General features: G+C 40.2%; 21 protein-coding genes. 11 read left to right on the top strand and 10 right to left on the bottom strand.

Annotated elements, in window-relative coordinates; all coding sequences use genetic code 11:
• Positions 1-174: 174 nt before the first annotated feature.
• From HC725_RS11545 to HC725_RS11530, 4 genes are all read right to left on the bottom strand, one after another.
• Positions 175-648, bottom strand: coding sequence for an NfeD family protein (locus HC725_RS11545; RefSeq protein ID WP_190331969.1), 474 nt, complete (start codon positions 646-648; stop codon positions 175-177).
• A gap of 2 nt (positions 649-650) precedes the next feature.
• Positions 651-1,601, bottom strand: a complete 951-nt coding sequence (locus HC725_RS11540; RefSeq protein ID WP_238928493.1) for an SPFH domain-containing protein — start codon at positions 1,599-1,601, stop codon at positions 651-653.
• Between the two features lie 223 nt (positions 1,602-1,824).
• Positions 1,825-2,256 carry an acyl-CoA thioesterase gene (locus HC725_RS11535; protein WP_190331968.1) on the bottom strand — a complete coding sequence of 144 codons (432 nt, stop codon included), beginning with the start codon at positions 2,254-2,256 and terminating at the stop codon, positions 1,825-1,827.
• A gap of 125 nt (positions 2,257-2,381) precedes the next feature.
• Entirely contained in the window at positions 2,382-3,299 is a 918-nt protein-coding gene (locus HC725_RS11530) for an EamA family transporter (RefSeq protein WP_190331967.1), read from the bottom strand.
• Positions 3,300-3,428: 129 nt separating this feature from the next.
• Between HC725_RS11530 and HC725_RS11525 the strand changes: the two genes are divergently transcribed.
• The gene (locus HC725_RS11525) at positions 3,429-4,682 is read left to right on the top strand and encodes an IS256 family transposase (RefSeq protein ID WP_190331966.1); all 1,254 of its coding nucleotides are present in this window, start codon (positions 3,429-3,431) and stop codon (positions 4,680-4,682) included.
• Between the two features lie 129 nt (positions 4,683-4,811).
• On the opposite strand, the gene HC725_RS11520 is transcribed toward HC725_RS11525, so the two are convergent.
• A complete protein-coding gene (locus HC725_RS11520; protein ID WP_190331965.1) occupies positions 4,812-5,663 on the bottom strand; it encodes a patatin-like phospholipase family protein in 852 nt (283 codons plus the stop codon).
• Positions 5,664-5,685: 22 nt separating this feature from the next.
• On the bottom strand, positions 5,686-6,867 hold the full coding sequence (locus HC725_RS11515) for a sugar efflux transporter (protein ID WP_190331964.1): 1,182 nt from the start codon (positions 6,865-6,867) through the stop codon (positions 5,686-5,688).
• A gap of 196 nt (positions 6,868-7,063) precedes the next feature.
• Here HC725_RS11515 and HC725_RS11510 point away from each other — a divergent pair, with 196 nt between their 5' ends.
• The 3 genes from HC725_RS11510 (at position 7,064) to udp (ending at position 10,258) form a co-directional block, all read left to right on the top strand.
• Positions 7,064-8,605: a bifunctional GNAT family N-acetyltransferase/carbon-nitrogen hydrolase family protein gene (locus HC725_RS11510; protein ID WP_190331963.1), complete on the top strand. Its 1,542-nt coding sequence runs from the start codon at positions 7,064-7,066 to the stop codon at positions 8,603-8,605.
• A gap of 177 nt (positions 8,606-8,782) precedes the next feature.
• Positions 8,783-9,199, top strand: coding sequence for a CBS domain-containing protein (locus tag HC725_RS11505; protein WP_190331962.1), 417 nt, complete (start codon positions 8,783-8,785; stop codon positions 9,197-9,199).
• Positions 9,200-9,487: 288 nt separating this feature from the next.
• Complete coding sequence (udp, locus tag HC725_RS11500; protein WP_190331961.1) at positions 9,488-10,258, top strand: uridine phosphorylase; 771 nt, start codon at positions 9,488-9,490, stop codon at positions 10,256-10,258.
• A gap of 156 nt (positions 10,259-10,414) precedes the next feature.
• Here udp and HC725_RS11495 read toward each other — a convergent pair whose 3' ends face one another.
• Positions 10,415-11,575, bottom strand: a complete 1,161-nt coding sequence (locus HC725_RS11495) for a DUF1887 family protein (protein ID WP_190331960.1) — start codon at positions 11,573-11,575, stop codon at positions 10,415-10,417.
• Between the two features lie 500 nt (positions 11,576-12,075).
• On the opposite strand from HC725_RS11495, the gene HC725_RS11490 reads away from it, so the two are divergent.
• The 7 genes from HC725_RS11490 (at position 12,076) to HC725_RS11460 (ending at position 18,175) form a co-directional block, all read left to right on the top strand.
• A complete protein-coding gene (locus tag HC725_RS11490; protein ID WP_190331959.1) occupies positions 12,076-12,426 on the top strand; it encodes an HIT domain-containing protein in 351 nt (116 codons plus the stop codon).
• A 65-nt stretch (positions 12,427-12,491) separates the two neighbouring features.
• On the top strand, positions 12,492-13,901 hold the full coding sequence (locus tag HC725_RS11485; protein WP_190331973.1) for a COG3014 family protein: 1,410 nt from the start codon (positions 12,492-12,494) through the stop codon (positions 13,899-13,901).
• A complete protein-coding gene (locus HC725_RS11480; RefSeq protein ID WP_190331958.1) occupies positions 13,898-14,284 on the top strand; it encodes a YcfL family protein in 387 nt (128 codons plus the stop codon). The genes HC725_RS11485 and HC725_RS11480 overlap by 4 nt, the downstream gene beginning before the upstream one ends.
• 15 nt (positions 14,285-14,299) lie before the next feature.
• Positions 14,300-14,890, top strand: a complete 591-nt coding sequence (gene lpoB / locus HC725_RS11475; protein ID WP_190331957.1) for a penicillin-binding protein activator LpoB — start codon at positions 14,300-14,302, stop codon at positions 14,888-14,890.
• Between the two features lie 20 nt (positions 14,891-14,910).
• On the top strand, positions 14,911-15,810 hold the full coding sequence (locus HC725_RS11470) for a phosphotransferase (protein WP_190331956.1): 900 nt from the start codon (positions 14,911-14,913) through the stop codon (positions 15,808-15,810).
• A 160-nt stretch (positions 15,811-15,970) separates the two neighbouring features.
• The gene (gene ycfP, locus HC725_RS11465) at positions 15,971-16,510 is read left to right on the top strand and encodes an alpha/beta hydrolase YcfP (protein ID WP_190331955.1); all 540 of its coding nucleotides are present in this window, start codon (positions 15,971-15,973) and stop codon (positions 16,508-16,510) included.
• A gap of 375 nt (positions 16,511-16,885) precedes the next feature.
• The gene (locus HC725_RS11460; protein WP_190331954.1) at positions 16,886-18,175 is read left to right on the top strand and encodes an NAD(P)/FAD-dependent oxidoreductase; all 1,290 of its coding nucleotides are present in this window, start codon (positions 16,886-16,888) and stop codon (positions 18,173-18,175) included.
• 63 nt (positions 18,176-18,238) lie between these two features.
• Here HC725_RS11460 and HC725_RS11455 read toward each other — a convergent pair whose 3' ends face one another.
• The 3 genes from HC725_RS11455 to mfd form a co-directional block, all read right to left on the bottom strand.
• Positions 18,239-18,781, bottom strand: a complete 543-nt coding sequence (locus HC725_RS11455; protein ID WP_190331972.1) for a GNAT family N-acetyltransferase — start codon at positions 18,779-18,781, stop codon at positions 18,239-18,241.
• Between the two features lie 62 nt (positions 18,782-18,843).
• Complete coding sequence (locus HC725_RS11450; protein ID WP_190331953.1) at positions 18,844-19,605, bottom strand: peptidoglycan binding protein CsiV; 762 nt, start codon at positions 19,603-19,605, stop codon at positions 18,844-18,846.
• Between the two features lie 93 nt (positions 19,606-19,698).
• The gene (gene mfd, locus HC725_RS11445; RefSeq protein WP_190331971.1) at positions 19,699-23,181 is read right to left on the bottom strand and encodes a transcription-repair coupling factor; all 3,483 of its coding nucleotides are present in this window, start codon (positions 23,179-23,181) and stop codon (positions 19,699-19,701) included.
• Positions 23,182-23,368 lie beyond the last annotated feature (187 nt).

The raw sequence follows: 23,368 nt of genomic DNA, 5'->3' as shown, positions 1-23,368 counted from the left end.
TGGAATATTAGAAATTAGCAATAGCTGAGCAAATAAGTGGATCAATATTAAAACGGTGAATTTTTAAAAAAGTGGATCAGATTTCAACTGGTGTTGACAAATATTGGGCTCGATTAAAAAAAGGCAGTACTTAACTGCCCATAATTCGTTTCTTATTTGGTATTTATTTATTGATTACTTTATAACAGGCTCGTCTGATTCGACCCATAAAATACCTACATCATGGCGAACAACTTTTACAGTTTGACCTTTTGATAGCGGCTGTTGGCTACGAACTTTCCAGTTAATTCCAGAGTAGGCATGCACCATTGTATCTGAAGAGGCATTAATATCATCGGTCAAAACGAAAGTGATTTGAGCAAAGTCAGAGCTTTTTAATGTTTCATCACTTGGTTGATTCTGCAGGCGTTTTAGTGGTCGCCATAAAATTAAAGCAAAGATGCAGGTTAATGCGCCACTTAACCAAACGCCATGATGAAGACTGGCTTCAATTAAGTTGAATTGCATCGCAAGGCCAGTACAAAATAATGCCAGCCCAACAAAGAACAATAAGAACGTAGAGAAGCCGAGCACCGCAATTTCAATGATTAATGCAATAATACCGACAGCCATTAAAACTTGCGGAAGGTAACTGACTATCCAATCCATAATTATCCTTTAGGGGTCTTGTTTAACAAGTTAATGATCGACATACCTTGAGCGACCAGTGAGCTGGCATCGGTACCATTATCTGGTAGTAATACGACTGATGACTCTTTCGCGATAGCACGTTTAGCTTCAATGGCTTTGGTTGCTAGATCAAGCTGAATGGCCTTTTGACCTTCCTCTGTATTGGCAGCATCACCGATAGTTTTTAGTGCTTCGGCTTGTGCTTCGGCTACTGCAATAATTGCTTTTGCTTCACCTTCTGCTCTTAAAATTTGCTCTGTTTTATCCGCTTCAGCAGCCAATACTTGGGCTTGCTTTTTACCCTCGGCAACATTAATTGCGGCCTGACGGTCACCCTCAGATTCTAAAATTTGAGCACGTTTTACTCGTTCGGCTTTCATTTGTGCTTCCATCGATTCCATTATGGAGCTTGGTGGAACGATATCTTTAATCTCATAGCGTAGAACCTGAATGCCCCAAGGTTCTGCTGCTGAGTTAATGGCGGCTACAATATTTGTATTTAATACATCACGCTCTTCAAAGGTTTTATCCAGCTCCATTTTACCTAGTTCAGAACGCATAGTGGTTTGTGCTAGCTGTGTGACGGCGAAAGCGTAGTCATCGACACCGTAAGTCGCTTTGTATGGGTCCAACACACGAAAGTATAAAATACCATCAACGACTAATGAGATATTGTCGCGTGTAATGGCTGATTGAGAAGGCACATCTTGAGCTTGTTCTTTTAGGCTGCGCTCTGCGGCAACTCGATCAATAAAAGGGACGATGAAATTAAGTCCTGCCACTTTTGTTGAATGATATTTCCCAAAACGTTCAACCAGCCAAGCTTGATTTTGTGGAACAAATTTAATACCGCTTTTTAAAATAGCGACAATAAAAATAAAGAGAACAATTGGCACAATATTACCAAAAATGAGATCCATTGGAATGTTCATAAATTTCCTTAATAGTAAGTATATCTTTAGATTAGCAGAGTATAAGAAGAGTCTACTCTCAATTGGTGTGATTAGCTTGATTTGAAGCTGATAAGTGATATATAGCCTAGAAAATCTGAAGTTCTTCTCTATTTTATGTCATTGATATTTTTATAGATTGAAATATGAGGAAGGCTTGGCAACCAGATATGTCATCACTGGCTGCCTTAAAAGGATGAGGAGCTTAGCTTAAGTGCTCGATAGATTGGATAGCTTCATATATTTCTGAACTTAAACGCGCTTTAGTTTGATTTTTAAAGTCAAACATTACCACCGTTGCGCTTCCTAGTGTTGTCACTTTATTGAGCTTAGTACTCACCACTTGGTATTTCATGGTAAATCTATCTTCTTGCAAGTCAGTAATTTTAGCCCCAACCAGCAAAGTATCTGGAAAGGTGACGGGTATTTTATATCGGCAACTAGTCTCACTTACTACTGGGCCAATTTGAGTGAGTGCTATTTGTTCCATTAACGCAATCTGTTTGAAATAATCAATTCGGGCTGTTTCAAAATAACGAAAATACATAACATTATTGACATGTTGTAGAGCGTCCATTTCTCCCCATGCAACAGGAATTTCAGTGATGACTGGAAATCCATTTAGCAGTGAATTCATTTTACTATCCTTAAAATCAAACAAGCGTTTAGATTAGAGTGGAAAGTGTTATACAACAAATAGTACGTATAAAAATCGTGAGCTTTAACCAACTTCCTTTTAGATAATAGTGTGGTTCTTCATTTCTAACTCATATTTAAGTCTGACTTTCTTTGGCTTTGAACCCACAGCTTAATTTTTTGATTAAAGATATAAATACACAAACCTAAAATCACAATGCCACAACCTATGAACTGGAGGTTGTTTAAGGTTTCATCAAGAATTATCCAACCGGAAAATAAGCCAATTACCGGAACTAATAACGCAAAAGGAACAACATTTGCCGTTCCATGTTTAGCTATTGCCGATCCCCATGCACTATAGCCAAAAAGTGAGGCAGCAAAAGCGAGATATAGAACAGTCAGAATGGTTGGAAGAGAAGGGTGGGTAACGGCTTGTATTATTAAATTGTGGTCGTCAAGCAAGTAACTAAAGAAAGAGAAAGGAATGACAGGCACAAGAGCTGCCCAAACCACAAGATGCACCATGTTAGTACTTGGATAACGCATGGAAATGGTACGGTTACATAGATTGCCAATTCCCCACGAACATGCCGCGCATAAGGTTAAGAAGTAACCCAAGAATGTAATGTGGGTTTCAAGTACGCCAAGTAATAAGCAGATGACACCACCTAATGCGATTAAGCCACCGATGATTTGGAGCTTATTTATCTTATCTTGATAGATTAATACACCTAAAATAGCGGTAACGAACACTTGCATCTGTAATATCAATGAGGCTTGCCCAGACGGCATGCCGACATGTAAAGCATAAAAAAGAAAAGCAAACTGGCCAAAACTGATAGTTAACCCGTAAGCGATAATCCATCGCCAAGGCACTACAGGTTTAGGGAAAAAGAAAATGAGAGGTAAGGCAACAAAAATAAAGCGAGATCCTGCCATGAAGAAAGGCGGAACATCTTGAAGTCCAACGGTGATAATTACGAAGTTAATACCCCAAACGAACACCACTAATAAAATAAGTAAAAGGCTTCGAATATCCATGTAACACCTACAATTGTTGCCAAAAAGTTATGAGTTATGGTCATTTGTGGTGTATGGGGACTCGAGGAAGGTGGCGTATCCTGCTGATTGATTTCGTCCAAGATTTCAACAACAGAGAGATGATACGCCATGACCAAGTCTACCCTACAGGTCTTGCCTGAGCCAGTTGAGGCTACAGATCCACTCCATGAGCTGCTACGCAACGGCGCACAGCAGTTGATCGCCAGTGCCGTTGAGGCCGAACTGGCAGTAATGCTTGCACAGTTTGCCGAGTGCCGACTCGACGATGGCCGCCAGGCGGTGGTGCGTAACGGGTTTCTGCCCGAGCGCACTATTCAGACCGGTATCGGCGATGTCAGCGTCAAAGTGCCGAAGGTCAGGGATCGCAGTGGCAGCGGCATTCGCTTCAACAGCACCTTGCTACCGCCCTACCTGAAGCGGGCTAAATCTGTTGAGGAGTTGCTGCCATGGCTGTACCTGCGTGGCATTTCTACCGGCGACTTCAACGAAGCGCTGTCGGCTCTGCTCGGCGAAGGCGCTTCCGGCCTCTCAGCCAGCACCATCAGTCGTTTGAAGGCGCAGTGGTTGGATGAGCACCATGCCTGGGCGCAACGCGACCTGAGCGATACGCGGTATGTCTATCTTTGGGCGGATGGTATTTACAGCAACGTACGGCAAGACGATCGTCTGTGCCTGCTGGTTGTCATCGGCGTCACGGAACATGGCCGTAAAGAGCTGATTGCTGTTGAAGATGGTTACAGGGAGTCGGAGGCGAGCTGGTACGAGCTTCTGAGCGGCCTGCGCTCACGTGGCCTGACGAGCTCTCCTAAGCTGGCAACCGGCGATGGGGCTATGGGCTTCTGGAATGCATTGGCTAAGGTGTTTCCGGATACCCGCCACCAACGCTGTCTGGTACACAAAACGGCGAACGTACTGGCGTCGTTGCCGAAGTCGGTGCAGCCGAAAATAAAAAGTGAGCTGAGGGATATCTGGCTGGCAGAGAACCGCAAGTCAGCAGACACAACGCTGGATGCGATGCTGGTGAAGTATGGCGACAAATATCCGGCAGCGATGAAGAAGCTGAAGAAGGATCGCGAAGAGTTGCTCGCTTTCTACGATTTTCCGGCGGCGCACTGGGCGTCAATAAGGACGACAAATCCCATCGAGTCGGCGTTTGCGACAGTGAGGCTACGCAGCAAACGGGCTAAGAACTGCGGTTCAAGAGCGACGACGCTGGCGATGGTATTCAAGCTGCTCCAGACAGCACAGAAAAGCTGGAATCGACTTAAGGGATTCGAACTGCTGACTCTGGTGGTCAACAACGTGCCGTTCAAAGACGGCGAACAGGTAAAAGATGAAGCATCAGATCGGAGCGTTGCCTGATGGCTTCATACACCAGATTTGACAATAACTCAAAAGTTATCATTGCATGTGATGATTAATTAATCATTAACAATTTGAAACTTTATATATTTATCTGCAAGTATTATGGTTTTAGTCGGTGAAAAAATTTCAGCTGACGATTATTTTGGCCAACCAGTTTTTTGATTGTTCTATCCCCATTTGGTATCCAATATCCAATTTTTGACGATCTTTTGTCAGGCGCCCGACAGGAAAGTTCTCAGGTGGTGCAATGACATGGATAATGCAATCTGACGGAGGGTTGTTAATAAAGGTAATAGTGCGGTTATAAATATTGGCACGTTGAAGTGCGGCTTCTGCCAATTGTGGATATTGTGATAAAAATTTACGAGTGAGCCAAGGGGTTTTACTGGCTTTCTTCACATAGCCGAGAGGCCTAGATAAAATAACTGTAATTTCTTTTGCACCCATTTGGTAGGCTTTTTCAACAGGAATAGAATCTGCAACTCCACCGTCTGTCATGGCTTGTTCTTCAATAATAGGAAAGTTCCGATACGCAAGAGGGACAGAACAAGAGGCTTTTAATAGTTCGACAATATTATCTGGAGTGGCTTGGATATAATGCGCTTTACCAGTATTGATATTGGTAGTGACAACATAAAGAGGAATATCCTGAGCGAATAGAGTGTTAATATCGATGGGGATTTCATCGATAGTAATTCGCCATAACCAATCTAAATCAAGCCAATGACCACCTTTGATAAAACGTTTGAAACTGATGAAATCAGGTCGGCAAGAGTAATCGGTAATCACCGTATAAGTTCGACTTTTTTGATGACTTAACCAAGATGTTAAGCTGGTTGAACCGGCAGAGACGCCAAGACAAAAATCAAAGTTTGTGTAATTAACATCGAGGAAATGATCGAGCACACCAGCTGAAAATATACCTCGCATTGCACCACCTTCTACAACTAATGCATGTGGTGTTCCTCTATGCTTCATATGATTTCCTCTCGAATAAAAGTTAGGCTTCTTTTACGGTCAAAATAGCTAAAAACGCCACGACACTCATAATGCCAGAAACAATAAATACGGCATGAAATCCAAAATACTCAGCAATACTGCCTGCAAATGCGCCGCCAAGTACACCACCAGTTTTGATGGCGTTGGAATAAAGGGTGGTGACTTGTCCCATCTTTTGGGGTTTTAAATCTTGAAAAAAAGAAATTCCAAGGGCTGCGGTTACACCAATAAAAATACCATTGAAGGCTTGCAGTGCAATAAATCCGATTAAAGTGGTATTAATGATTATACCTACATAAAACAGAGTTCCAGCAATGATAGACGCCATGATCATCCGCTTTTTGCCAAACCGTGTTGCGTAACTTCCGCAAAGTAACATTATGGGAATCTCTATAAATGCGGCAGCTCCCATCATTAAACCAGCCACAGACGAATCCATGTTTAAATCGTTAGTAATGTATAAAGGCATACTGATCAAATACATATTATTTGAGCAGTACATAAAAACAAAAGAAATGGACAATAAAATAATATTCTTGTCTTTCCAGAGAGAGTCTTCAATTTCTACTGGATTTTTTGGAGTAGGTTCAATACTCGGTAAAGTTTGGTGAGTAATAAAACATAATAAAAGAAACATCGCGGCGGCGAGTAGAAATAAATGCGTAAAACCAAATCCAGTCGCAATGAAAAAGGCAATTGGAGGGCCAATGACCCAACCCAGTGAAATTTGCGCCCGAAGTACGGCACTGAATTTTTCAGAAGGTTTGGTGCTACGGTCTAATATTTCTCTCGCTAAAGCAAAAATTTGTGGAACAGATGCTGATGTGGTGCTGATAAAAATGGCGGAGCACACGAGTAAAATCCAATAGTTTCGATTAAATGCAAAGATGATAAAACCGATTGCTCCCATAAGGTTGCAGACAAGTATTAAGCGTTTTCTGTCAATGCCATGATCAGACCACCATCCAATAACTTGGCTTATTACTACCCCTGAAATAGTCATTACCATAAAAAATAAGCCGATTAAAAATGGTCTAGCACCAACTTCTTCCGAAATAAAAAGGCTCATGGTTGGGGCGGTGAATGCACCAGCAATACCTACAAAAAAACAGCTGAACAGTAAAGATGTCGTAATTTTATCGGGTTGGGAGCCTGGAAATAATGAGTAAATTAAACGCTTCATGATCACAATAAGTTATGAGGAAAGGGCGATGAATAGTTTAACAAAATCAATATTCTAAAAATATAGACAACTGAAATTAAAAGATAATTTTTAATCAGTTTAAGATTGATGATGTTACGATGAAGATAAGTCCTTGTTTGGTCCGAATAATTCGTTACTCTAGAATACATGAATGGAAAAGAAAGGAATTATATCTATGGAAGAAAATAATACTCCGCTGCTTAATCTTAGAATTGTAATGCCTGAAGATTATCTAGAATTAGCCGCATTAATGGATTTAGTTTTTCCAGATGTTGGGGGAGCATGGCCAGAATCAACGATTATGGAGCTCGTAACTCAGTTTCCTGATGGTCAAATTTGCATTGAAGACAGTGGTAAAATTATTGGCGCGGCGTTAACTATCAAGGTGGACTATTCGCGTTTTTCTCTTCCACATAAGTACACTGATATTGTTGATTTAAAAAATGTCGCTCAACATAATCCGAATGGTGATGCTATTTATGGGTTGGATGTTTTTGTCCACCCTGACTATAGAGGTTTACGCTTAGGTCGCCGTTTATATGAAGCACGTAAAGAGCTATGTCGTGCCGATAATTTAAAAGCCATTTTAACCGGTGGTCGAATTCCGGGCTTCCAACAATATTCAGATCAAATGAAAGTCAGTGACTACATTGAAAAAGTAAAACGCCAAGAGTTCCACGATCCGATTTTATCCTTTCAGCTTTCTAATGATTTTGACGTCAAGCGTCTGATGCGTGGTTACTTACCTGAAGATGAAAAATCTCAAGGATATGGCACATTATTAGAGTGGGATAATATTTTCTATGAAGAAGAGCTTGAATCAATCCACCAAAACGAAAAAAGTATCGTGCGGATTGGTGTTGTTCAGTGGCAAATGCGCCATGTGATGTCGTTGGACGATTTGGTGAATCAAGCTGAATTCTTTATTACTTCACTCGCTAATTATCAGTCTGATTTTGCGCTATTTCCTGAGTTCTTTAGCGCGCCATTGATGGGGCTTGCACCGGATCTTCGCTCGGTTGAAGCCATGCGCTATTTGAGTGAATATTCAGAGGAAATCATCCAGAGGTTTTCGCGCTTAGCGGTGACATACAACATTAATATTATCTCAGGCAGCCTACCAGTGCAGCAAGATGGGAAGATGTATAACGTAGCTTATATGTTACATCGGGATGGTAGTATTGAAGAGCAATATAAAATCCATATTACGCCGCATGAAGAATGGGATTGGGTGATTGAAGGTGGTGATAAGGTTAAAGTTATCGAAACTGATGCAGGCAAAGTGGGAATATTGATTTGTTATGATGTTGAGTTTCCTGAACTTGGTCGCATGTTGGCTGAGCAAGGTGTTCAAATTTTATTTGTTCCGTTCTGGACGGACACTAAAAATGGCTATTTGCGAGTACGCATTTGCGCCCAAGCCCGAGCCATTGAAAATGAATGCTATGTTGCTATTAGTGGTAGTGTTGGGAATTTGCCGCGAGTCGATAACGTAGATATTCAATATGCACAATCCGCGGTATTTTCACCATCAGATGTTTATTTCCCACATGATGCCATTATCGCGGAAGCGGATCCTAATACTGAAATGATGATTTACGCCGATGTGGATTTGTCTAAATTAAAACTTTTGCATAGTGAAGGCTCTGTGACGAACTTAAAACATCGCCGTCCCGATCTCTATAAATTTGCAAAAACTAATCCGGCAAAGAAGTAAATAATGGTCTCATTGGTTTTAACAATGAATAAAATCGTTGAAATCCATTTAGTAAAATCAAGAAATTAGACGACACTTAGATAAAGGGTTAATACATTGTCCAACTAAAATTAATAATAGAGCCAATGATACTTTAAGTAATATGAGTATATTAGGCGATCATAATAGGAGAGAGTTATGGCATCTTTAAAAGTACGAGATTATATGCGTCCTCGCGCTGTGACGTTTACTGAAAATATGTCACTTTCTACTGCCTTGGATAAAGTGTTGAATGCGATCAATATTGGTGGGCCAGTTATTAATGAAAAACAAGAAGTCGTCGGTTTTTTATCAGAACAGGATTTACTCAATCGCCTAGTTCAAGTGAGCTATCACTGTCAGGACACCCATACTGTGGGTGATTGCATGAATAAAGATGCTCTAACCATTAGCCCTGAAATGTCAGTGTTAGCTTTAGCTGAAATGATGGAGGTTGGTAAACCTAAAGTGTATCCAGTGGTTGAAAATAAAAAGCTTGTCGGAATCATTTCACGCCGCGAAGTGCTGAAAGCTGTTAGTGATAATTTTAATAGTTGTTTTAAGAAGCCGCTTTAAATGAATAACCTCATCGAAGGTGATAATTGAATGTTCTTCAAAGCAATGCGGTATTTTTACCAATAGAGGAGCACTCTCATTAGCTTTATAAACCAGAGATGAGATAATCTAAGTCGTAAAATAGTGTGATGGCAACCGTTTACTTATGTATTCGGTTGCCTTTTCTCATTCTGAGATGGGATTTTGATCACTAAATTGCCATGGTTTATTGGCTAGATTGAAGGCAAGCATTTTCCATTGTATTTAAGGATCGTTTTAGCGAATCCATTTTTAGTTAAGGAGCCACACGTGACGGCATCAAATTCTTCTAACGTTTTCCACTTAGGTATTAATCAGCAAGATCTAAATGGCGCAACCTTAGCCATTATTCCGGGTGATCCTGCTCGTGTTGAAAAAATTGCACAGCTGATGGATGAACCTGAGTTTTTAGCAAGCCACCGTGAATATACGGTTTTTCGAGCCAAGCTAAATGGCAAATCGGTCGTTGTATGCTCTACGGGAATAGGTGGCCCTTCGACTTCTATTGCTGTTGAAGAACTCGCTCAGCTTGGTGTGCGTACTTTCTTACGTGTCGGTACGACTGGCGCTATTCAGCCACATTTGAACGTTGGCGATATGATAGTGACAACAGGTTCTGTCCGTCTTGATGGAGCGAGTACGCATTTTGCACCGTTGGAATTTCCAGCCGTCGCAGACTTTGATGTTGCGACTGCAATGAAGTTGGCAGCAGAAGAAACGGGTAGTGTCGTTTATACCGGTATTACCGCTTCGAGTGATACATTTTACCCAGGCCAAGAACGTTATGACACCTATACTGGCCGTGTTGTGTCCCGTTTCCAAGGCTCGATGAAAGAATGGCAACAAATGGGTGTATTGAATTTTGAAATGGAATCAGCAACGTTATTGACGATGTGTGCAAGTTCTGGTTTACGAGCTGGCTGTGTTGCTGCTGTGATTGTTAACCGTAGTAAAGATGAAATACCAGATCATGAGAAACTAAAAGCTGCTGAGAAGAACTCTTTGCGAGTGGTGATTGGCGCGGCTGCGAAACTGCTGTAATCATCATGATTATTGATAGATAAGGGCTATAAATTCCAGTGCTAAGTGTATAAATCAGATAGCTTTAATAGAATATAATGAAAAATGCCCAAATGAAGTGATTCACTTGGGCATTTTCTATCAGGGTTGATTTTCTACTACGTTAAAAAGATGAAGTTAAATATCTTCTTGGCCACCCGCTTCAGTAAACCAGTTTGTTAAGTAAGTTTTGAGATCCTTTAATTCATCTGGCCCTATTAGAGCTAAACCTAAATCTTCAGCGCGAGAAATATCATTATGACGCATAGGACGGAAACTAACTAACATTGCTCTAGCCTGCAAACCACCCAATAAATCACGCAATGACTCTAATTTATACAAAGTATCATCACCATCATCTCGCATACCTTTGGTTTTACATTCGATGATGTGAAGCTTGTTATTTACTACAGTGGCAACATCAAGTTCATTTCTTACTTCTCGGTCGCCTATTTCGCGGTAAACCTGAACATTTAATGAGTGATCTTGAATGGTGCTCAGTTCGTCTTGAATTTCACGTACGGTGTTATGAACTAAGTTTTCTAACCATTCACCATTCGAAAAGCGACGAGCATCTTCGTTATGGAAAGTAAGAACACCATTTTCGTAGGTGGCAAGTTGAATATCAACCAAATCACTTAATAGCATATCAAGTTCTTTATAGCCTTGTTGCTTCTCGGTTAAGGAAACATCAAGTTTTTGCTCCTTTCGGCATGTTGTAGCTAAATAATTTAGTGTGGCTAAGCCAGGACCTAACTCTAGAGCATTACTAGCCCAACGTTTTCCTAATGTGTGCAACTTGGCATCTAGAGGAGCAGGGATTTCGATGGTTGGAAATTCACAGCGAGCACCAAAAATAGTCAGGTAATCACTAATTCGAATATGATCTTGGACTTGTCTATCTGCTTTATCTGAAGGGTAAAGCCAACATTGTTTGTCACTAAAGGGTTCTACTACGAAAATAGGCCAGTTATAACTGCGAAATACTTCATAAGCTGAGAGTAAACGGTGTCTTAAGCCACAGCTTGCATTAAAGTAAATAACTTGATTTTGCTGTTGTAAGTTTTCCGCGAGGAGTTTGACATTTCTCTTTATTTCAGAGGTATCAACGGCACTTGGTATTTCAAAAAAATCAGAACTAAGGCCTCGGCTTTCTAAAACAGAATGCAATCGAGAGTACATACCGCTTTGGCTGTTGTCTCCAATGAAAATCATGTGAGTACATTCAGAGCGGCTATCAAGTAACGGGGTAATTAATCTCACAGGATCTTGGTCAATAATACCAACATGAATCGCCATACTACTTCCTTTTTAGACCTATGGGTCTCTATAAACATATACGGATCATCAATCTTGGTGTGTATCAAAATGAGACTAAAAGGTAACGTTACACCAAAAGATAAATGTCAGAGCGGGTAAAGAACATAATTAATATGAGGTTAATATGATTAATTAACAAGTGCATTCAAATTTTATTATATTGATCAATTGGTTTGAATAAACATACATTGCTACCTCGGTTAAATAGATAGACTCCATAATGCTTGTGAGGTTCAACATAGCATTCATTTATTTTGGTTTTTTGTTATGACAGTAATAGGGGGTATGCATTATAGGCAGAAAATATTGTCATATCACAAACCTTGACGCATACTATTAGACTTGATATTTACAATCGATTTATTAATAACTTAAGCCATAAATACGGTCGTATTGCTACCAGTTCAAAGTGAGCGGATTTAGCAAATAAAGCGGCAATGATATAAATATGGTGGTAAACCTTATCGCATGGAGGCCACATGGCTGAAGAAACAATATTTAGTAAAATCATCCGTAAAGAAATTCCTGCCGATATTTTATATCAAGATGATTTAGTGACTGCATTTCGAGATATTAATCCACGAGCACCAAGCCATATTCTGATCATTCCCAATAAATTGATACCAACGACCAATGATATTGAAGAGGAAGATGAAGCCGTTATGGGGCGTTTGTTTACGGTCGCAAAAAAGCTCGCTAAAGCGGAAGGTATCGATGAAAAAGGCTATCGTTTAATTGTGAACTGCAACGGATATGGTGGCCAAGAGGTATACCACATTCATATGCATTTAGTTGGCGGTCAGCCTTTAGGGCCTATGTTGGTTAATTAATTTGTGCCTTAACCATGAAAAAAATGAATAAATTAAATTTACAAATAGGATTTTCTGATCCTTTGATGTCAGCGGTTTACTCATCATGGCGTGTGGTGATCGTATTCGTCTCAACTTTGGTTTTATCGGCTTGTGCTAATTTATCAGCTGGTGGTTTATTTAGTCATTATTCAGCTCAAAATCGTGACGCTTATAAAGATGTCATGGTTGGCGATTATCAAGATGCAGTTTCAGAGCTAAAAGATTCAGATGTCGGCGGGCCGATCTTAAGCAATATGGAAAGAGGGCGAGTTTCGTTCTTAGCGGAAAGCTACCCTGAAAGTTTTTCTTCCTTTCAGCTAAGTGATACTGCCGTTAATGTTCTGGAGCAACGAGCAACCTTATCGGTGAGTGAAACGGCAAATCAAGTTGGATCGCTTGCGACTAATGATAATTTAACCACTTACGAGCCTGCCGATTATGAACTTGGTTATTTACATCTTTATTTAGGACTAAACTATTTGCAGCAGAATGATTTGCAAGGTGCTTTAGTTGAAGTCCGACGTGCAAACCAAGTCCAAGAGAAAGCTAAAAAACGACGAGAGAAAGAGTTACAAGAAGCCCAATCGAACATGAAAAGTAATGGTGTTCAACCAAATGTTGGGAGTATTTTATCAAATTATCCTGATGCGGGAAAAACATTGCAAGCCATACAAAATGCCTATTTATTGTATTTATCAGCCACACTGTATGAGGCCGGTAACCAACTAAATGATGCATATATTGATTATAAACGAGCGCTGGCGATATACCCTGATAATCGACAAATTATTGAATCTACGTTACGTGTTGCTAAAGCTTTAGGTATGCGGCAAGACCTCGCCTCATTAACCAAGCAATATGGCCAACCGGATGAGGTTCCTAAAGGGCAAGGTCAAGTTATTTTTATTGACGAGCAAGGTATTGTTGCTGCAAGAGATAGCTGGCGCTTAGATTTGCCATTATGGCGCTCGGGTCAGGTACGATTTTATAGTGTCACGTTGCCTTATTATAAATCATTTGAAAAACAGAGCTTCCCATCGATTCATATTGACCAAGGAACATTAAAACCAAGTTTGCTAGCGGATACTAATCTAATGGCGCAAAATGATTTATCTGAACGTATTCCGACCATGGTACTAAAACAAGGGTTACGTTTATATACAAAAGATCAATTACGCCATGAAGCTCAAAAAAATGATGATTCAGGTATTGCCAATTTATTAGTGAGCATTTGGAATATAGCAACAGAGCAACCGGATACTCGTAGTTGGCAAACTCTACCTGGAAAAGTTTATAGCAGCAGCGTTAATTTACCGGCAGGTGATCATTCGGTTACGCTTAATGGAAAAGCTTATACGCTACCAGTAAGAGAAAACCGCAGAATGCTTGTATGGGTTTCAAGGCAAGGAAATTCGGTTACTATGTGGCATAAGCAACTAGGAGAAATTAAATGAGAAAATTGATAATTGCCTGTTTAGGTATCGTAATATTAGCTGGTTGTTCAAACAATACAGCAGGTTTACGAGTCGATAGCAGTAGTCAGAAGGTGTTGTTCGGAGATAGTGCTCTTGATGATCGCTTAGCGATTAATGATATTAGCACTCAAGATATGAATGGCAATACTCGTGGTGTGGTTCAAGTTGAAAGTAAATACGCAAGTGATCAGCAGTTGCAGTATCGTTTTTATTGGTATGATGATAACGGTATCGAAGTGAATGCAAAGCAAGGTGCTTGGCGTCAGTTTATGCTACGTGGTTATGAGTCAATCAGTCTTTCTGAAGTATCGGTGAATCCAAATGCGAAAGAGTTTCGTATCCAAATTCGTCCACAAGATTAATAAAGGAAATTTGTAATGAAAAAAAGTGCGATTGCATTATTAAGTTTAGCTGTGATCCTTGGTGGCTGTGCGAATAAAGTCCAATATGGCGATGCCAATTCAGCAGAAACAACAACGGTAGATTTTGGATCAACCGATCTACAAAAGATTGCAAACGAGATGGTAGACAGCATGCTAGCATCAGGTTCTGTTGCCGCTATTACAAAAGATAGCCGCCCAATTGTGTTTGTTGATTCAATTAAAAACAAAACCAGCGAGCATATTGATACGGAATCGGTTACTGATTCGGTAAGCACCAAAATGCTGAACTCAGGTAAGTTCCGTTTTGTTGATATGGATAAAGTGGAGACAGTACGTAAACAACTGAACTTCCAAAATAACGATGAATTAGTTGATCAAAGCAGTGCGATCAAATTTGGTCAAATGGTTGGTGCGCAATACATGTTGTATGGCAATCTTTCTAGTATCGTGAAGCAAGCAGGCAGCGATAAAGATGTATATTACAAAATGACGATGCGTTTGATGGATCTAAAAACAGGTTTAATTGAATGGGCTGATGAAACAGAGATTCGTAAACAAGAATCAAAAAGTTTCTTTGGTATGTAATTGCGTTGGTATAGATAATAATGACTACTGATGGTTGGCAACAGACTCTTGAACAAGAGCCAAGCTTACGTATATTACAAGATCAGTGGTCAAAACAGCTCGTGAGTGCTCAGCCTCTCACGGGCGGTTTGACCAATCAATGCTGGAAAATTTCTACCCAATGTGGCAATGATTATGTTTGGCGACCACATTCGCAATCCACTGAATATTTTTCTCTACATCGTTCTGATGAGTATCAAGTATTACAATCTCTCCAAAATGCCCCTTTTTCACCAAAAGTAGAGCTATTGATTCCAGAAGGGCTGTTGATAGAGTGGATCGATGGTGAGTGTTTAAATAGTGTTGCAGATAGCAGCCTTAACCTTGTTATGAGAGCACTTTCAGATTTACACCAGTACCCTGTTACCTCTTTATTGAATGCTGAAAATATCCGAACATTTGATTATAAAGAGTGTATTCATGCTTATTGGCAGCGTTTAACTTACCTTCAGCAATCGACGACCCAAAAGAAACGGTTTGATTATTTTTATGCGCATGCCGACGAGCTATATCAAGAAACTTTATCTGTTACGCCTTTATGTTTATGCCATTTTGATTTAGGTGATTACAATATAATCCAAACGACCTCTCGTCATTTGATGGTAATTGATTGGGAATATGCCGCTTTTTCTTCACCTATCATTGATCTAGCTACGACTATTCTTGCAGGGCAGTTTGATGTGAAGCAAGGGGTCCATCTTTATGCTCAATATTACAATATAGAAGAGTGCCAATGGTTTGAGATAGTCCAGCAATGGATTCCATATCTACGCTTTATGGCAATGTTATGGCATCAAATATCTTTTACTCTTCATTCTAGACAATCAGATCAGGATGCGATTAAGATATTAAACAATCAGTTAGAATTAGATGGATATTAATTTAATCCTCGGATGACTTTATACTTTCAAGAAAAGTTAGACACATAGATCACTTTATCGAGCAATAAATACATAAACACCAGTTTAAAACCTTATCAATCGTGGTAGATTGAAGTCATTAAACGAAAAAGTGCAGCAATCAAGAACTGAGGATGGTTCAATGATCATTTATTTACATGGCTTCGACAGTACAAGCCCGGGTAACCATGAAAAAGTACTGCAGTTTCAATTTATCGACAGTGATGTACGCTTTGTAAACTACAGCACATTGCATCCTAAGCATGATATGCAACATTTATTAAAGGAAGTGTCTAAGCTAGTTGAAGAAAATAAAGATGAACAACCTCTTATCTGTGGGGTGGGTTTAGGTGGCTACTGGGCTGAACGTATTGGTTTTTTATGTGGCGTTAGACAGGTAATTTTTAACCCAAACTTATCCCCAGAAGACAATATGCAAGGGCGAATTGATCGTCCGGAAGAATATACCGATATTGCTACGAAATGTATTAGTGAGTTTCGTAGCAAGAACAAAGATAATTGTTTGGTTATACTATCTAAAAATGATGATATTCGTGATAGTGATTTAACTTATGAAGCGTTGTCGCCTTATTACTCAATAATTTGGGACGATAAAGAATCGCATAAGTTTAAAAAAATCTCTCAGCATCTACAGCAAATTAAAGCATTTAAAGTGAGCTGAATTTTACATAAATCCTCTCTATTGTTCCTAAAAGAGCCTTCTGTGGCTCTTTTTTAATATCTCTACTTTATTTTTCAGTATTGTCAGCTTTTCATTGATCCTGATTTTTGGGTGGATATAATGAGCTAGATCAACTTTCATTGCCTATTATGATAATAAAACGCTATCTAGCTCAAAAATTTAATCATCAATACCATTCACATTTCATTTTTGGTCACTTACTTACCTGTATAAATAGAGGTAGCTTCTTTACAGAGTGCAACTAAAAAACCCATTTTGTGTATTGATGAACAATCAGATTTATTGGTTTGGCAGAAACATAATTAATCGAGCCGAGCCAGCAACATTTTTATTTTTATCATTTAGGAGTGTCAAATGACGCGTATAGTTGTAGTTGGCGGTGGCGCTGGTGGTCTAGAGTTAGCGACTAAGTTAGGCCGTACTTTAGGACGTAAGCAACGTGCTGAAATCACCTTGGTGGACAGAAAAACCAGCCATCTATGGAAACCATTGCTGCATGAAGTGGCGACAGGATCTTTAGATGAAGGTGTGGATGCATTGAGCTATCGTGCTCACGCTAAAAACCATCATTTTGATTTTCAGATGGGGAGCTTAGATGGAATAGATCGTGAACGTAAGGCGATCTCTTTGAGTGAAGTTCGTGATGAGAATGATGACCTTCTGATCCCTAGTCGTGAAATTGAATATGATATTTTAGTGCTAGCTATTGGCTCTAAGTCGAATGATTTTAATACGCCAGGTGTTCGTGAAAATTGTATTTTCTTAGATAGTCCAGAACAAGCACACCTTTTCCGTAAAGAAATGAACAACCTGTTTCTAAAACTGCATGCAAATCATGGCGAAGGTACTGTGGATATTGCCATTGTTGGCGGCGGCGCAACTGGTGTTGAATTATCTGCTGAACTCCATAATGCGATTAAAGAATTACATACTTATGGCTTTGAAGATTTAGATTCAACAAAACTAAACATTAATTTAGTTGAAGCGGGTGAGCGTATTCTTCCTGCATTACCACCACGTATTTCTGCGGCTGCCCATCATGAATTAGTTAAGCTGGGTGTTAATGTACGAACTCAAACAATGGTGACGCAAGCTGATAGCGAAGGTCTTGTGACTAAAGATGGCGAACGTATCTCAGCGCAATTGATGGTGTGGGCTGCAGGCATTAAAGCACCTGATTTTATGAAAGATATCGCAGGCCTTGAAACTAATCGTATTAATCAGTTAGTGGTTAAGTCTACTTTACAAACAACTCGAGATGATGATGTATTTGTGATTGGAGATTTGGCATCTTGTCAGCAAGCAGATGGTTCATTTGTACCACCACGAGCTCAAGCTGCGCATCAAATGGCAAGCCGTGTTTATCGAAACATTGTGGCAAAGTTGAATGATCAAGATCTTAAAAATTACGTATATAAAGATCATGGTTCGTTAGTCTCATTAAGCCGCTTTTCTACTGTGGGAAGCTTAATGGGGAATTTGACGAAAGGCTCAATGATGGTTGAAGGGCGAATTGCACGTATCGTCTACATCTCATTGTATCGTATGCACCTTGTCGCGCTTCATGGGTACTTTAAAACAGGTTTGATGATGTTGGTTGGTCGTATTAACCGAGTATTACGACCTAACCTGAAGTTGCATTAATATTACGATTTTTAGCCGTTAACTATTTGAAATAATAAAAAACGAGGTGATTTAGCCTCGTTTTTATTTGTCTGGAATTAATGAAAAGACCAATCCATCTCTTGGCTTCCCATTGAAAATATAACGATTTTTTGCGATCCCTTCTTTTTGTGCGCCACAGGTATAAGCTAACTTGTGACTAATGATATTGTCTGGGTCGCAAACGAATTCTAAACGAGTTAATTTTAGCTGCATAAAACTAAACTCTATCACCGCTCTTATTGCTTCGGTTGCATAGCCTTGCCCTTGGTGATCATCACTTATCCAGTAACCCAAACTGCCAAGGTTAAAACTTAATCTTTGATCTGTCAGGGCCGCCATCCCGATAAACTGACCAGTTTGTTTATCAAAGATCCCAAAGCCATAGGCGGAATCTTTCACCCAGTTTAATCTTGTAAAAAGAATGAATTCTTGGGCATCGTTAGTGCTAAATTCGTTACTACACCAATCTAGCCAAGAGTATAGAGAAGGGGAGTGTTGAATTGTATCGGCAAAGATTGTAGCCTCATCGGCTTCAATGAGTCTTAAAATTAAACGATTCGTTGTTAAAATGAAATCTGGAGGCATAGGCTTTTGGCTGGTTATTTTCATTTTAAAAGAAGAGGCTCATTGAGCCTCTTCTTTTATGCTTATCTTGCTTTACGTACTTGGATGATCATGCCCAAATACGGGTTATCCAGGTAGTGTGTCTCACCGCTTCGCATCTGACGTTTTTGCTGCATACGGTAGCTATTTAAAAAGTCTTTTACTTCCGTTTTTGGCTTGATTGGTTCTAGGTTACCGACTTGCACTTCATCGTCGTCATTGTCATTTAATGGTGTATCAGTGATGGCATCTTGTAAAATGATCTCGTGTTGTCCTGGGATTTTTAGGTCCAAGTTAGTTTGTACATAGAGATAGTGTTGAACATACACTTGCATAGTGCCGTCAAGTTCATCGACAGGGCCTTTGGCTAAAGCAGCAGGAACTGTACCATCGGGTGATTCATCTCTAATTTGCGCTAAAGAGCGACCATCGTTGGCAAAAGTGTTAGAAAAATCTTGGCCAGCTTGAATATGGAAAATAGGTGAGCGGCTTTGTCCACGATCGGTTTGGCGCCATGCAACATGTACTAGTGGTTTGAACCCAGCATGATTATTTAATGCTTGGTACTGTTTATTGAGTTTGTAATAGCCACTTGGCAGTAAATATGCACCATTTGATGACATTATCTCTTTATCACGATAGGAAAATGAACGCTCAAAATTGATAGGTTTAAGGTTACTTGGCCATGCTTCGTTTACTTGTGATGGTTCAACATTACGCTTAAAAATAATCACTTCAATATCAAATGATCGTGCAAATGTTGGTAAAGAAATAAAAACCAATAGGAATAAAATCAGCTTTTTCATTATTGCTCCGTTGTAAAAGGTACGATTATGATGTTGTACCTTTGTTTTATTGGGTGATGATGCATTAATTTGGTTGCTAAAACTTGTTTGATTCTACACTTTAGGCAGTTGATTTTGCTTAAACTGCGCTAATAAATCGTTAATAAAAGCAATGCGCTCGCGTCTATCTACTAATGGTACAGTAAACTTGAACTTAGTGGGTCCTTCCATGCCATATTTTTTGGGTGCTGATTGCAGCAACTTGACTAAAAACATTGGATTTATATCCGCATTAGGTGAAAACTCGATATAACCACCTTTGGCATGGCCCTCTATTTTCTTAGCTTTTATGCTGGCTGCTTGTAACTTCATATCGCTGATAACTAATAAATTTTTTGCAGAATCGGGTAGTGTGCCAAATCGGTCAATCAGTTCTACCTTCATCTCGGCTAATTCATTTTCATCCGCAACACTGGCTATGCGCTTATACATCGACAAGCGAGTATTGATATCCGGAATGTAATCATCCGGCAGCAATGCTGGCAGGCGTAATTCTACCTCAGTTTGTTCACGTAAAAGTTCGTCCAATGACAATTCTTTACCTTCTTTTAAGGCTGCAACCGCTTGTTCGAGCATTTCCATATACAAAGAAAAGCCAACCGATTGAATTTGGCCACTTTGGTCATCACCTAATAATTCTCCCGCACCACGAATTTCAAGATCGTGTGTCGCTAAGGTAAACCCTGCGCCTAAATCTTCAAGAGAAGCGATTGCATCCAATCGTTTTATCGCATCTTTACTTAATGCTTTTGGATGCGGTGTGAGTAAATAAGCATAGGCTTGATGGTGAGATCGCCCAACTCGGCCGCGTAATTGGTGCAATTGAGCCAAACCTAGTTTATCCGCTCGATCCATAATAATGGTGTTCGCAGTCGGAACATCAATACCAGTTTCGATGATGGTCGTACAGACCAATAGATTAAAGCGTTGATGATAAAAATCATTCATGATGCTTTCAAGTTCACGTTCACGCATTTGCCCGTGAGCGGTGGTGACGCGAGCTTCTGGGATTAGTCTTGCCAAATCTTCGGCAACCTTCTCGATGGTTTCGACTTGGTTATGCAGGAAGTAAACTTGGCCTCCACGCATTACTTCACGTAAGACAGCTTCTCTGATAACTGCATCATCGTTTTGGCGCACAAATGTTTTTATGGCTAAGCGTCGTGCGGGTGGTGTGGCGATAATAGATAAATCACGCATACCACTCATAGCCATGTTCAAGGTGCGTGGAATAGGGGTTGCGGTCAAGGTTAGGATATCGACATCGGCTCGCATGGCTTTCATTTTTTCTTTTTGGCGAACACCAAAGCGGTGCTCTTCATCAACCACTAATAAGCCTAGATCGCGAAACTTAATATCATCTTGCAGTAATTTGTGAGTACCAATAATGATATCAACCTTACCTTCGGTGAGATCGGCTAAAATTTGCTTTTGTTCTTTAGCAGATTTAAAGCGCGATAACACTTCTACACGAACAGGTAAGTTGGCAAAGCGGTCGCGGAAGTTTTCAAAATGCTGTTGAGCCAGCAAGGTGGTTGGTACTAAAACCGCCACTTGTTTACTATTATCAACGGCAAGAAAAGTCGCCCGCATCGCCACTTCCGTTTTACCAAAGCCGACATCGCCACACACTAAACGGTCCATTGCTTTGGCTTGACACATATCAGACAACACCGCATTAATCGCAGTATCCTGATCGTCAGTTTCTTCAAATGGGAATGTGGCTTTGAAATTGGCGTATTGCTCTCGATCATGCGCAAACTTGAAGCCTTTTTTGACTTCTCGTTTGGCATAAATATCCAGAAGTTCAGCCGCCACATCGCGGACTTTTTCAGCTGCGCGAGTACGAGCCTTGTTCCATGCGTCGCTGCCTAATTTGTGCAATGGAGCGGTGTCTTCCGCGCCACCAGAATAACGACTGATTAAATTGAGCGAAGAAACAGGAACATAGAGTTTGGCATTATTTAAATATTCTAACGTAACGTATTCCGTCATCATTCCGCCAGCTTCAAGCGTTTGTAGCCCGATGTAGCGACCAATGCCATGATCTAAATGCACGACTGGTTGGCCGGGTTTTAGCTCTGCTAAGTGGCGAATAATGGTGTCACTATTTACAACTTTACGGTCTTTTTTGCGGCGTTGTATAACGCGATCGCCCAATACATCGCTTTCACAAATAAAGGCAAAATTAGGCAAAGGTGAACCATTGGCATGGTGGATAAAGCCATGCTCAGTTGAACCTAAAATAAGAGAGAACTGTTCTGTGCTGGTTAAGGCATCTTCGAGTGATTTTGCTTCTTTAGGGCGAACTTTACTGCTTTTTAATAAGTCATTGAGTGCTTCACGGCGACCTTCTGACTCTACGGAGAAAATAACTTTGGCGTGAGTATTTTCAGATAAATAGCTTTCTAAAAATTTTCTTAATTCTACGAGTGGTTCTTTTAATTGGTGCTGAGCATGTAAATTCGGCAGCGAGCTGACACTGGCATTAGTGCGTCCGGCTTTTTCTTGTAAAGGCTCAATACTAAGAGTTGCTTGCGGCATCACTTTTAAATGGCCAAACAGTTCATCTTTTTTAAGCCATAGTTCACTTGGTTCTAGTAATGGACGTAGCGGATCGACTTTCCGTTGATCGTAACGGTAATCGACATCCGCTAAGAAATTATCAATAGTCGTTTCCAAATCGCCGATAGTGAGCAATAAGGTGTTATCAGGTAAGTAATCAAAGAGAGAATCAGTATGCTCAAAAAATAGCGGTTGCCAATATTCGATACCGGCAGGCCAAATTGCTTTGGATACTTGCATATAAACCGATTCTGGTTCGCGACGCGCCTCAAATCGTTGACGCCAGCGGATCCGAAAATCTTCAATTGCCGCTTCTGTTGTTGGGAATTCGTGCGCTGGCAATAAACGTATTTCGTTAATATCTTCAATAGTGCGTTGTGATTCGGCATCAAAGGTGCGAATGCTATCGATTTCATCATCAAAAAAATCAATGCGATAAGGATTCTCGCACCCCATTGGGAATAAATCGATGATAGAGCCACGATGAGCATATTCACCCGGCCCAAAGACTTGATCAACGTGTCGATAACCAGATTTTTCCAGTTGTAGGCGCAGTTTTTCAAGTGAATATAAATCACCATTTTTGACCATTAAGGTGCTTTGCAATAAATATTCTTTTGGAGACTGACGCTGAAGTAAGGTGCTAACCGGTATGATGATTAGCCCTGAAGTCTGAGTCGGTAATTGATATAGCTGTGCAATTCGGTCAGAAATAATATCTTGATGGGGAGAAAAGCTATCGTAAGGCAGTGTTTCCCAATCCGGAAATAAAGACACGGAATGTTGAGTAAATTGGGTAACTTCGTGTTGTAACTTAATGGCGAGTTGGTGGTCAGGAACGGCAAGTAGAGTCACGCCGGGATGCTGTTGTGTGTAGTTGGCAATTGATAATGCTAGCGAACCACCAACAAGTTGACCTAGGTGTTTTTTATCACCGGCTTTGGTTGGCATCAGAATATTTAGCAGAGCCATTGAGTTGATATCTGAATGTGACGAAGTCTTAGTCATAATTTTGATTGGGCTTTCTTTATAAGTCTGAACCAGAATAAAAGATCTGAACGCGATATTGCCTTTGATTATCGTCATGTGGCGCAACTAATCAAGTTCATCTGATAAATTGTGCATATATTGATCGAGCATTGAGTTATATCGACTAAAA

The sequence above is a fragment of the Vibrio sp. S17_S38 genome, from assembly GCF_014694375.1.
Classification (GTDB): domain Bacteria; phylum Pseudomonadota; class Gammaproteobacteria; order Enterobacterales; family Vibrionaceae; genus Vibrio.
This window is presented reverse-complemented; position numbering and strand designations above follow the sequence as displayed.